The following is a 12,340-nucleotide window of genomic DNA, read 5'->3' as shown; positions in this document are numbered from 1 at the left end:
GGCTCGCTCCCACAGGGATTAAGGGTGGCCGGGGGATTGAAGACTGCCGCAGAACCAATGTGGGAGCGAGCTTGCTCGCGATGACGGCGGCACATCCAAAATGGATATGGCTGACACTCCGCTTTCGCGAGCAGGCTCGCTCCCACAGGTTTTCGGTTTAGATGCCTGGGGCTTAGTGGTGCTCGCGCGTCGCGCGGAATTTCACATCTGGCCAGCGCTCTTCCATCAGCGCCAGGTTGACCCGTGTTGGCGCCAGGTAGGTCAAATGCCCACCACCATCCAGCGCGAGGTTTTCCACGGCCTTGTTGGAAAATTCCTCGAGTTTTTTCTTGTCGTCGCATTCAATCCAGCGGGCGGAATACACGGTGATCGGCTCGTAGGAGCACTCCACCTTGTATTCCTCTTTCAGGCGACTGGCGACCACATCGAACTGCAGCACACCGACGGCGCCGAGGATGATGTCGTTGCTGCGCTCCGGGAAGAACACCTGGGTGGCGCCCTCTTCGGCCAGCTGCTGGAGGCCCTGGCGCAGTTGCTTGGACTTGAGCGGATCCTTCAGGCGTACGCGGCGGAACAGTTCCGGGGCGAAATGCGGGATGCCGGTAAAACCCAGGGCTTCGCCTTCGGTGAAGGTGTCGCCGATCTGGATGGTGCCGTGGTTGTGCAGGCCAATGATGTCACCGGCGAAAGCCTCTTCCAGTTGCTCGCGTTCCGAGGAGAAGAAGGTCAAGGCGTCGCCGATGCGCACGTCCTTGCCGGTGCGCACGTGGCGCATCTTCATGCCTTTTTCGTATTTGCCGGAGCAGATGCGCATGAAGGCGATACGGTCGCGGTGCTTAGGGTCCATGTTCGCCTGGATCTTGAACACGAAGCCTGCGAATTTCTCTTCCACCGGCTCCACGGTGCGCTCGTTGGCAACGCGTGGCAGCGGGCGCGGGGCCCAATCGACGACGGCGTCAAGTACATGGTCGACGCCGAAGTTGCCCAGGGCGGTCCCGAAGAACACCGGGGTCAGTTGGCCGTCGAGAAATTCCTGCTGGTTGAATTCATGGCAGGCGCCCTGCACCAGCTCCAGTTGCTCGACAAAGCGCTCGTATTCGTCGCCCAGGTGGGCGCGGGCCTCGTCGGAGTCGAGCTTCTCGATGATCTTGGTTTCGGTGCGCTCATGACCGTGGCCGGCGGTGTAGACGATGATGTAGTCGTCGGCCAGGTGGTACACGCCCTTGAAGTCGCGGTAGCAACCGATCGGCCAGGTGATCGGCGCAGCCTTGATCTTCAGGACCGCTTCGATTTCGTCGAGCAGTTCGATCGGGTCGCGAATGTCGCGGTCGAGTTTGTTGATGAAGCTGACGATCGGCGTGTCCCGCAGACGGCAGACGTCCATCAGCGCGATGGTCCGTGGCTCGACGCCTTTACCGCCGTCGAGGACCATCAAGGCCGAGTCGACCGCGGTCAGGGTGCGGTAGGTGTCTTCGGAGAAGTCTTCGTGGCCCGGGGTATCGAGCAGGTTGATCATGTGCTCGCGATATGGGAACTGCATGACCGACGTGGTAATGGAGATACCCCGTTGCTTTTCCATTTCCATCCAGTCGGAGGTGGCATGGCGGTCGGACTTGCGGGATTTCACCGTGCCGGCCACCGCAATCGCCTTGCCCATCAGCAAGAGCTTTTCGGTGATGGTGGTCTTACCGGCATCGGGGTGGGAAATAATGGCGAAAGTGCGCCTGGCATTGACTTCATTGACAATTTTGCTGTCGGACATCGTTCAAAATCTCGATTGTGCATGCTGTTATGCACACACTGAAAAATTTGCTTTTGGCCGATTGCACAGGCCAGTACAGGAAACCGCGCATTGTAACAAAGGGCGGACGGGTGCGCTCGGTACGATGGCCGATAGCGCTTGGCTGGAACTGCACCTCGCCGAAAGAGGTTGACTGCAAACCAAAAGGCCATCCGTCTGGATGGCCTTTTTTCTTACTTGATGTCCGCGTTCAGGTCACGAAGACCTTCCAGCTTCACGGGGCCACGACCGGGAAGCCGGGCAACCAATTCCAGTGTTCCCCCCATAGCCTCGACATATTCACGCAGCGTAGAGAGCAGCATGTCGGTACGCTTCTCCACTTTAGAGACGTTGCCTTGCTTCATATGGAGAAGACCAGCCATAGTCTCCTGGGTGAGATTCAGCTCCTTGCGCAGTTCCTGCAGGGTCATCTGTTCTGCAATGAGGTCCGCGCCGCGCTGTTCAATCTTCTGTCGACGGGCAGCGGGAAGCCCTTTCATAATTTCGTCGATTGACTTAGCCATTGCCTTACCCTTTCTTCAGTGTGCTCAGGTGCCGGTCAAAGCGGACATCTGCTGTCTTGATCAAGTCCGTATAGAACTTCTTCTGGCTAGCGCCTGACTTGTCATCACCAACCAGCAGGACAGCTTTCCTTTCCGGATCGAACGCGAAGGCCACACGCCAGACCCCATCATCAGCCTTGAAACGCAACTCTTTCATATTGGCGTGCTTTGAGCCGTTAAGAGTGTCCACCTGCGGGCGCCCTAGCTCCGGACCAAATCGCTCGAGTACTTTGAGCTGGGCCAGCAGCTCATCCTGAACCGCCTCGGCCATGGCCCCGAATTCCGGCTCAAACTCATCACAAAACTCGACAATCCATGGCATTGCAAATATGTCCTTAAGAGAATATTCCGTCAAGTATATAATTCAATCCTGCCCAATCCCGGCCGATTCCATACGGCCTGTTTCATCACGGGAAATCGCTTGGCAGGTGATTCGAAAAAGGGCAAAAACTATAGCTCAACTTACGCCAGGAACCGAACCGTTGAGCACATCTAGGGTGGCCAGATGCTGCTGCACATGGGAACCTTTTGCCGCGTGGAGGCGTCCACCACCCTGATACGAGCAACCGTCAGGGTCTGCAAAATCAGCAAGTTAGCCTGACGAGGCTGCGCTCATGGCTCGCTTCGACGTCGTCTTACCGGCCTCGAAAACAGCTGCTTCTCGCGAACGTTTTCCCGGCAACCAATGAAGGTCCGCCGCCCGGGAAAGCGTGCGCCGACTGAAAAGACAAAGGAGTCCGCCTGTGGCTATCCGCTATGGCAAAGGGCTTATCGGGGGGGCGGTCGTCGTCGCTCTCCTGGCCCTGTTGGTCCACTGGATCGGCATCGATACGATCCACCGTTACCGCGACGACCTGCTGTTCTACCTGCAAGCGCACCTGATGCTGGTACTGGCCTCCATGTTGGCGGCCCTGATCGTCGGCATCCCCGCCGGCATCGCCCTCAGCCGCCCCGGCATGGTCGGGCGCGCCGAACGTTTCATGCAAGTGTTCAACATCGGCAATACCGTGCCGCCCCTGGCCGTATTGGCCATTGCCTTGGGCATCCTGGGCATCGGCAGCGGGCCGGCGATCTTCGCCCTGTTCCTCGCCTCGCTGTTGCCCATTGTACGCAACACCCATGAAGGCTTGAAAAATGTTCAGGGCTCGCTCAAGGAGGCTGCCGTCGGCATCGGCATGACTCCGCGCCAGGTGCTGTGGAAAGTCGAACTGCCCAACGCCGTGCCGATCATCGTCGGTGGCGTGCGCGTGGCCCTGGCGATCAACGTCGGCACCGCACCGCTGGCGTTCCTGATCGGCGCCAACAGCCTTGGCAGCCTGATCTTCCCCGGCATTGCCTTGAACAATCAGCCGCAATTGCTGCTCGGCGCGGCCTGCACCGCCTTGCTGGCATTGCTGCTCGACGGTCTGGTGACGCTGGCCAGCCGCCTCTGGCTGGAACGCGGTCTGCGACCGTCCTGAGCCTGGCTGGATAAAGGAATCGTTATGAAGAAGTTGAGCTTGATCATGGGCTGCCTGCTGCTGTTCGCAGGATTCGCCCAAGCCGCTGAAAAACCGCTGATCCGCCTCGGTGCCCGGGTGTTCACCGAGCAGACCCTGCTGGCGGAAATCACTGCGCAATACCTGCGCGACAAAGGTTACGACGCCCAGGTCACTGGCGGGCTGGGCAGTAACCTGGCCCGCAGCGCCCATGAAACCGGGCAGTTGGATTTGCTCTGGGAATACACCGGCGTGTCGCTGGTTTCCTACAACCATGTCACTGAGAAACTCGACAGCGCCCAGTCCTACGCCCGGGTGAAAGAACTCGACGCGAAAAAAGGCCTGGTCTGGCTCGCACCGTCGAAATTCAGCAACACCTACGCCTTGGCCCTGCCGGAGAAGGTTGCGAAGAAGTACCCGCAAATCAATTCCATCAGCCAATTGAATACGGTGCTGCAGACCGAGGCCGAGGAAAATCACCTGGTCGCGCTGGACACCGAGTTCGCCAACCGTTCCGACGGCCTGGCCGGCATGGTCGAGCGCTACGGCATGAACCTGACCCGCAAGAATATCCGGCAGATGGACGCGGGCCTGGTCTATACGGCGCTGCGCAACAGCCAGGTGTTCGCCGGACTGGTGTATACCACCGACGGCCGGCTGAATGCGTTCAAGCTGAAGCTGCTGGAAGATGACAAGCATTACTTCCCCGACTACACCGCCGCGCCGGTGGTGCGCCAGGCCTTCCTCGATGCCCATCCGCAACTGGCCGCGCAACTCAAGCCGCTGGCCGAATTGTTCGACGACGAAACCATGCGTCAGCTCAACGCCCGCGTGGATGTCGATCATGAAAGCCCTTCCGCCGTTGCCGCCGATTTCCTGCGCCAGCATTCCCTGCTCTCAACCCAATGACCTGGAGGAAAAGCCATGGATTTTCTTGACGCCTTTTCCCATCTGGATTGGCCGCTGGTGCTGCACCTGACCTGGCAGCACATAACCCTGGTGGGCATCGCCGTGACCCTGGCGATAATCGTCGGCGTGCCGCTGGGCATTTTCATGACCCGCTTCCCGGCGCTCGCCGGCCCGTTGCAAGCCAGCGCCACGGTGCTGCTGACCATTCCGTCGATTGCCCTGTTCGGCCTGTTGTTGCCGTTCTATTCCAAGTTCGGCCAGGGCCTCGGTCCGATGCCGGCGATCACCGCCGTGTTCCTTTATTCGCTGCTGCCGATCATGCGCAACACCTACCTGGCCTTGACCGGCGTCGAGCCGGGCATTCGTGAAGCCGCACGCGGCATCGGCATGACCTTCGGCCAACGCCTGCGCATGGTCGAGTTGCCCATCGCCGTGCCGGTGATCCTCGCCGGCGTACGCACCGCCGTGGTCATGAACATCGGCGTCATGACCATCGCCGCCACCATCGGCGCCGGTGGCCTGGGCGTGCTCATCCTCGCTTCCATCAGCCGCAGCGACATGTCGATGCTGATCGTCGGCGCCGTGCTGGTCAGCCTCCTGGCCATCTTCGCCGACCTGCTTCTGCAATGGCTGCAACGCTCGCTGACCCCGAAAGGACTATTAAAATGATCGAACTTCAAAACCTCAGCAAAACCTTCAAGAGCAACGGCAAGGATGTCAAAGCCGTGGACTCGGTGAACCTGACCGTCAACGAAGGCGAGATCTGTGTGTTCCTCGGGCCGTCGGGCTGTGGCAAAAGCACCACGCTGAAGATGATCAACCGTCTGATCCCGCCGACCTCGGGCAAGGTATTGATCAACGGCGAAGACACCACCGGCCTCGACGAGGTGACCCTGCGCCGCAACATCGGCTACGTGATCCAGCAGATCGGCCTGTTCCCGAACATGACCATCGAGGAGAACATCACCGTGGTCCCGCGCCTGCTTGGCTGGGACAAGCAGAAATGCCACGACCGCGCCCGCGAGTTGATGAGCATGATCAAGCTCGAACCCAAGCAATACCTGCATCGCTACCCGCGTGAATTGTCGGGCGGCCAGCAGCAGCGGATCGGCGTGATCCGCGCCCTGGCGGCCGATGCGCCGTTGCTGCTGATGGACGAACCTTTTGGCGCGGTCGACCCGATCAACCGCGAGATGATCCAGAACGAGTTCTTCGAGATGCAACGGGCGCTGAACAAGACCGTGATCATGGTCAGCCACGACATCGACGAAGCCATCAAGCTGGGCGACAAGATCGCGATCTTCCGCGCCGGCAAACTGGTCCAGTGCGACCACCCGGACACACTGCTGGCGCATCCGGCCGACGAATTCGTCAGCAATTTCGTCGGCCAGGACAGCACGCTCAAGCGCCTGTTGCTGGTCAAGGCCGAAGACGCGGCGGACAACGCCCCGTCGGTCAGCCCCGAAACACCGGTGGCCGAGGCGCTGGAACTGATGGACGAGCACGACCGTCGCTACGTGGTGGTCACCTGCGCCGAGAACAAGGCGCTGGGGTATGTGCGCCGTCGCGACCTGTACCGCCAGACCGGCACCTGCGGCCAATACCTGCGGGAGTTCAACGCCACCGCGGCCTACGACGAACATCTGCGGATCCTGTTGTCGCGCATGTATGAGTTCAACCGTTCGTGGCTGCCGGTGATGGATGCCGAGCGGGTCTTTCTTGGGGAAGTGACCCAGGAATCGATTGCCGAGTACCTGAGCTCGGGGCGTTCGCGCGGCGGCAAGACCAGCATTGTCTCGCCGGCCGAGACTGCGTCTACCTGACAGGGAAACGAAGCTTTTGTGGCGAGGGAGCTTGCTCCCGCTTGAGTGCGAAGCGCTCATCGCTTTTTTGGGGCGGCTTCGCCACCCAGCGGGAGCAAGCTCCCTCGCCACAAAGGCAAAAGCCATATCGAGCCGGCTCGAAACCAATCCGGGGGAACATCAACCTGTCACACCGGTCGGTTACATCATGAGCTGTCGCGCACCGCACGACGGAGACGTGCAAAAACGCGACATTTTTAGTTGATCTCAGGCCCCTCACGCCCTAAAGTTCGCGCCGAACGTCCATGCTGGAAACGATCCATCCGGCTCAAGTACTGACGACGAGACAGCAAGGCCAAGGGCATCAAGCATCCCGTGGCCTTTTTGCTTTCGGCGACATGCCTTGGGAAGTAGGCGAACCAAAGTGGGGATACGGAGGACGTTCGCGAGGGCTGCTGCCCTCAAACCCATTGATCCTGATGTTTGCCAGTAGGAGTCCCAAGTATGTCGATCCAGGTCGAAGATTATTTCGCGCGCGAAACCTTTCAGAAAATGAAGGCGTTCGCCGACAAGCAGGAAACCCCATTCGTGGTGATCGATACCGCGATGATCGCCAAGGCCTATGACGACCTGCGCGCCGGTTTCGAATTCGCCAAGGTCTACTACGCCGTCAAGGCCAACCCGGCGGTGGAAATCATCGACCTGCTCAAGGATAAAGGCTCGAACTTCGACATCGCCTCGATCTACGAGCTGGACAAGGTGATGAGCCGGGGCGTAGGCCCGGACCAGATCAGCTACGGCAACACCATCAAGAAATCCAAGGACATCCGCTACTTCTATGAGAAGGGCGTGCGCCTCTACGCCACCGACTCCGAAGCTGACCTGCGCAACATCGCCAAGGCCGCGCCGGGTTCGAAAGTTTATGTGCGCATCCTCACCGAAGGCTCGACCACGGCTGACTGGCCACTGTCGCGCAAGTTCGGCTGCCAGACCGACATGGCCATGGACCTGCTGATCCTCGCCCGCGACCTGGGCCTGGTGCCGTACGGCATCTCGTTCCACGTCGGCTCGCAACAGCGCGACATCAGCGTCTGGGACGCGGCCATCGCCAAGGTCAAGGTGATCTTCGAGCGTCTGAAAGAAGAAGACGGCATCGTCTTGAAGCTGATCAACATGGGCGGTGGCTTCCCGGCCAACTACATCACCCGCACCAACAGCCTGGAAACCTACGCAGAGGAAATCATCCGCTTCCTCAAGGAAGACTTCGGCGACGAACTGCCGGAAATCATCCTCGAGCCGGGCCGCTCGTTGATCGCCAACGCCGGCATCCTGGTCAGCGAAGTGGTGCTGGTGGCGCGCAAGTCGCGTACCGCCGTCGAGCGTTGGGTGTACACCGACGTGGGTAAATTCTCCGGCCTGATCGAAACCATGGACGAAGCCATCAAGTTTCCGATCTGGACCGAGAAGAAAGGCGAGATGGAAGAAGTGGTCATCGCCGGCCCGACCTGCGACAGCGCCGACATCATGTACGAGAACTACAAATACGGTTTGCCGCTGAACCTGGCGATTGGCGACCGTTTGTACTGGCTGTCGACCGGTGCCTATACCACCAGCTACAGCGCTGTGGAGTTCAATGGCTTCCCGCCGCTGAAATCCTTCTACGTGTAAAAACGTGCTTGCCTGAGCCAAAAGCCCGTGACTTGCTCACGGGCTTTTTTGCATCTGCTGGACGCGCACCTGATAGGCCTCGATCAGTGGAAACAACGCAGTCAGTCGCGCCGTCTGCAAGGTTTGCACGGCGACACGAAGAAAATTCAGATTCCCTCCGGCCAACGCCCGGCGCAACCACGCCAAGCCCTCTTCGATCCGGGCATCGGCAATCAATAAACAGCCATAACTGAACTGTCCCCGAAAATCCCCCGCTTCGGCCGAACGGCGATACCACTGGGCCGCCGCCACCGAGTCCGCCGGGCAAAAACGCCCCTCTTCCAGATACCGCCCCAACAGGTTCATCGATTTGGCGTGCCCAAGCTCGGCCGCGCGCCGATAAAGGGCCAATGCCTGCGGCTGATTTTCAGCAACGCCGCGCCCTGTCGCCAGCAGGTTGGCCAGGTTGTACATCGCCCAATCCAGTCCCGACTCGGCGGCCTGGCGATAATGTCCGGCGGCGACGGCCGCGTCGGGAATACAACCCCAGCCATGCTCATGGCAGCGCCCCAACATGTTGCGCGCCATCAGGTGCCCACGTTGGGCGGCGATTTCGAACCAGCGCCGGGCCAGGGTCTGGTCCTGTTCGATACCGCGCCCGTCCAGCAGGATCTGCCCAAGCAGCGCCTGGGCCTCAAGCAGCCCTTCGCCCGCTGCGATCAGAATCGCCTGGGCCGCCCGCGCCGGGCTGTCCTCGAGCATGGCCTTGAGGGCCTCGCCGTCGAGCACTTCCTCGCGGCGCAGACGAAAATCCGTCATTTACACCTCGACCCAGCGACGCAACAGGTTGTGGTAGGTGCCGGTCAGGCGAATCAACGACGGATGCTCGGGCACGTCCCGGGTCAGTTCCTGGATCGCACCGTCCATCTCGAACAGCAGCGCGCGCTGGCTGTCTTCGCGCACCAGGCTCTGGATCCAGAAGAACGAGGCATAGCGTGTGCCACGGGTAACCGCGTTGACCTTGTGCAGGCTGGTGCCCGGATACAACACCATGTCCCCGGCCGGCAACTTGACCCGTTGGGTGCCGTAGGTGTCCTGGATTTCCAGCTCGCCGCCGTCGTAGTCCTCCGGGTCGCTGAAGAACAGCGTGGCCGACAGGTCGGTGCGCACCCGCTCGGCACTGCCCTTGGGCTGGCGCACGGCATTGTCGATATGGAAATCGAAACTGCCGCCGGCGGTGTAGCAGTTCACCAGCGGCGGGAAGACCTTGTGTGGAAGCGCCGCCGACATGAACAAGGGATTTTTCCACAGCCGTTCCAGCATGGCCGCACCGATTTCCTTGGCCAGGAGATGTCCCTCGGGCAGTTGCAGGTTGTGCTTGGCCTTGGCCGATTGATAACCGGCCGTGACTTTGCCATCCGCCCATTCGGCCTGCTCCAGGGCCTCGCGTATACGCTGCACTTCTTCAGCAGAAAACACACCGGGGATGTGCAGCAACATGGCATTCAGGACCTGTGGATAACGCGGGGCGCCAATGGTAGTGATTCTTATTGACTGTGCACAACCCCCGCCGACGCACCACTGGGCAGAAACCGTAAAGGCAAAATGTAAAGAATGTAAATTCCTCCCAAATAGCAATATTTCGCAATTGATACATAAAACTGTTTACCCTATATTCCGCCGCCTCAACCTTGGGGAAGGCACTGTTCATGTCGCGTCAACAATCACAATTACCGGTTAATTCACCTCGTCTGCTGGCCTCCGCCATCGGCGTCGCCCTCGGTGCGACGGCTGTCGCGCAGATGGCCCAAGCGGCGGAAAAGATCGACGAAAAAGCCCCGCGCAACGCCATCTCCCTGGACGCTACCAGCATTACGGGCGAGGCCCAGGACACGACGTCCTACCAGGTCGAAAAAGCCTCATCCTCGAAATACACCGCGCCGCTGGTCGACACGCCGCGCTCGGTGACGGTCATTCCCCAGCAGGTACTCAAGGACACCGGCGCCCTCAACATGCAGGACGCCCTGCGTACCGTGCCGGGCATCACTTTTGGCGCCGGCGAAGGCGGCAACCCCCAGGGCGACCGTCCGTTCATTCGTGGCTTCGATGCCCAGGGCGACACCTATCTGGATAACGTGCGTGATACCGGTTCGCAAAGCCGGGAGATATTTGCGGTGGAGTCCATCGAGGTCAGCAAGGGCCCGAATTCGGCCATCGGCGGCCGCGGCGCCGCCGGCGGCACCATCAATCTGGTGAGCAAGAAAGCCCACTTGGGCGACTCGTTCGACGGCGGCTTCACCTGGGGTTCGGACCAGACCCAGCGCTACACCCTCGACGGCAACTACCAGTTCAGCGACAGCGCCGCCGGCCGGCTCAACCTGATGAGCCACGAAAGCAACGTCGCCGGTCGTGACCAGGTCAACTACGATCGCTGGGGCGTCGCGCCGTCGCTGGCGTTCGGCCTGGGCACCGACACCCGGGTCAACCTCGACTACTACCACCTGGAAAGCAACGACCTGCCGGATTCGGGCATTCCCTACAGCGTTCCCGCCTCGGGCCGCACCGCCGACCGCACCAAGGCCAACCCGGACAAGCCCTATGCCGGCGGCGACAGCAGCAACTTCTACGGCCTCACCGACCGCGATTTCCGCAAGACCCGCGTCGACACCGCGACCATCGCCATCGAGCATGACCTGAGCGATGCGCTGACCGTCAAGAACACCCTGCGCCACGGCTCCAGCATGCAGGACTACATCCTCACACAGCCCGACGACAGCAAGGGCAACGTCAACAACGGTACGGTCTGGCGGCGCGTCAACAGCCGCGTCAGCAACGTCGACACCACCACCAACCAGACTGATCTGTTCGGCGACTTCTATGTGGCCGGCTTCAAGAACAGCTTCTCCACCGGCATCGAGCTGAGCCGCGAGACCGGCGAGAAGACTTCGTACAACGTCAACACCGACACCGTACCGGGCACCACCGCCGCGAACACCAACTGCACGCCATCGCTGGTCGGCGCGCCGAGCGGCTACAACTGCACGTCGCTGTCCAACCCGAACCCGAACGATCCCTGGAACGGCGCGATTTCGCGCAATTACGCCGGCACCGACACCACCAGCGTGACCCGTGCGCTTTATGTGTTCGACACGTTGGAGCTGTCACCGCAATGGCTGGTGAACATGGGCCTGCGCTACGACCACTTCGACACGAAATACAAGACTTACAACGCCGCCGGCACCACCACGTCCAAGGGTGACGACACCAGTGAGTTCGTCACCGGCCAGTTCGGCCTGGTCTGGAAACCGGCCGACAACGGCAGCATCTATGCGTCCTACGCGACCTCGGCCACGCCGCCCGGCAGCATGGTAGGCGAAGGCATCGAGGGCAATCCGCTCGGTGGGACGCCAGACCGCAGTGGCAACCTGCTCGCCAGTGACATGGAGCCGGAAACCACCAAGAACTACGAGATCGGCACCAAGTGGGACTTGCTCGACAGCCGGCTTTCGCTGACCGCGGCGATTTTCCGCACCGAGAAGGAAAACGCCCGGGTGCAGGTCGACACCACGACCTATGAAAATGCTGGCAAGACTCGCGTCGACGGTCTGGAGCTGTCGGCCAGCGGCAAGCTCACCGAAAAATGGCAGGTGTTCGCCGGCTACAGCTACCTGGACAGCGAGCAGGTCGATGGCGGGCCGATGAGCACCAGCGATGGCAACGAATTGCCGAACACGCCAAAAAACAGCGCCAGCGTCTGGACTACCTACGCGCTCACGCCAAAGCTGACCGTCGGCGGCGGCGCCTTCTATGTCGACGATGTGTTCGGCAGCGTGGCGAACACCACCATGGTCGACTCCTATGTACGCTATGACGCGATGGCCAGTTATAAGGTCAGCAAGCACCTGGACCTGCAACTCAACGTGCAGAACCTGACCGACGAGACTTACTACGACAAGGCGTTCTCGACCCACTTCGCCAACCAGGCGGCTGGGCGTACGGCGTTGTTGAGTACCAATTTCCACTTCTGACCGATTGAAAGAACCCGACGCCGAGTGGCCAGGCAATGAACCTGTGGGAGCGAGCCTGCTCGCGAAAGCGAAGTGTCAGTTGATAAATGCATGACCGACACGACGTCTTCGCGAGCAGGCTCGCTCCCACGGG

Annotated in this window: 11 protein-coding genes; 6 read left to right on the top strand and 5 right to left on the bottom strand. The window is 60.6% G+C overall.

The annotated features are described in order from the left end of the window. Positions 1-172: 172 nt before the first annotated feature. From ACE04F_RS01970 to ACE04F_RS01960, 3 genes are all read right to left on the bottom strand, one after another. Positions 173-1,762 carry a peptide chain release factor 3 gene (locus ACE04F_RS01970; RefSeq protein WP_486104379.1) on the bottom strand — a complete coding sequence of 530 codons (1,590 nt, stop codon included), beginning with the start codon at positions 1,760-1,762 and terminating at the stop codon, positions 173-175. 212 nt (positions 1,763-1,974) lie between these two features. Continuing rightward, on the bottom strand, positions 1,975-2,304 hold the full coding sequence (locus ACE04F_RS01965; protein ID WP_486104377.1) for an XRE family transcriptional regulator: 330 nt from the start codon (positions 2,302-2,304) through the stop codon (positions 1,975-1,977). 4 nt (positions 2,305-2,308) lie between these two features. Then, positions 2,309-2,665, bottom strand: coding sequence for a type II toxin-antitoxin system RelE/ParE family toxin (locus tag ACE04F_RS01960; protein ID WP_486104375.1), 357 nt, complete (start codon positions 2,663-2,665; stop codon positions 2,309-2,311). 421 nt (positions 2,666-3,086) lie between these two features. Here ACE04F_RS01960 and ACE04F_RS01955 point away from each other — a divergent pair, with 421 nt between their 5' ends. From ACE04F_RS01955 to ACE04F_RS01935, 5 genes are all read left to right on the top strand, one after another. Beyond that, positions 3,087-3,803 (top strand): ABC transporter permease, encoded by a 717-nt coding sequence (locus ACE04F_RS01955; RefSeq protein WP_486104373.1) that lies wholly within the window; start codon positions 3,087-3,089, stop codon positions 3,801-3,803. A gap of 24 nt (positions 3,804-3,827) precedes the next feature. Beyond that, entirely contained in the window at positions 3,828-4,730 is a 903-nt protein-coding gene (locus tag ACE04F_RS01950; RefSeq protein WP_486104371.1) for a glycine betaine ABC transporter substrate-binding protein, read from the top strand. Positions 4,731-4,745: 15 nt separating this feature from the next. Beyond that, positions 4,746-5,399, top strand: a complete 654-nt coding sequence (locus ACE04F_RS01945; RefSeq protein WP_305496867.1) for an ABC transporter permease — start codon at positions 4,746-4,748, stop codon at positions 5,397-5,399. After that, positions 5,396-6,553 carry an osmoprotectant ABC transporter ATP-binding protein OsmV gene (locus ACE04F_RS01940; RefSeq protein ID WP_486104368.1) on the top strand — a complete coding sequence of 386 codons (1,158 nt, stop codon included), beginning with the start codon at positions 5,396-5,398 and terminating at the stop codon, positions 6,551-6,553. Before ACE04F_RS01945 ends, ACE04F_RS01940 begins: the two co-directional genes overlap by 4 nt. 483 nt (positions 6,554-7,036) lie before the next feature. Beyond that, complete coding sequence (locus ACE04F_RS01935; RefSeq protein WP_305496871.1) at positions 7,037-8,200, top strand: type III PLP-dependent enzyme; 1,164 nt, start codon at positions 7,037-7,039, stop codon at positions 8,198-8,200. 36 nt (positions 8,201-8,236) lie between these two features. Here the strand turns inward: ACE04F_RS01935 and ACE04F_RS01930 are convergent, their stop codons facing one another. Together ACE04F_RS01930 and ACE04F_RS01925 are read right to left on the bottom strand one after the other, a co-directional pair. Beyond that, the gene (locus ACE04F_RS01930; RefSeq protein WP_486104365.1) at positions 8,237-8,998 is read right to left on the bottom strand and encodes a tetratricopeptide repeat protein; all 762 of its coding nucleotides are present in this window, start codon (positions 8,996-8,998) and stop codon (positions 8,237-8,239) included. After that, a complete protein-coding gene (locus ACE04F_RS01925) occupies positions 8,999-9,679 on the bottom strand; it encodes a Fe2+-dependent dioxygenase (protein WP_486104363.1) in 681 nt (226 codons plus the stop codon). Between the two features lie 209 nt (positions 9,680-9,888). Between ACE04F_RS01925 and ACE04F_RS01920 the strand changes: the two genes are divergently transcribed. Continuing rightward, positions 9,889-12,207 (top strand): TonB-dependent receptor, encoded by a 2,319-nt coding sequence (locus ACE04F_RS01920; RefSeq protein WP_486104361.1) that lies wholly within the window; start codon positions 9,889-9,891, stop codon positions 12,205-12,207. The last annotated feature ends 133 nt before the right edge of the window (positions 12,208-12,340 follow it).

It is taken from the genome of Pseudomonas sp. AGC41 (assembly GCF_057334555.1).
The sequence above is the reverse complement of the archived record's forward strand: the minus strand, read 5'-3'. Positions and strand labels throughout refer to the sequence as shown.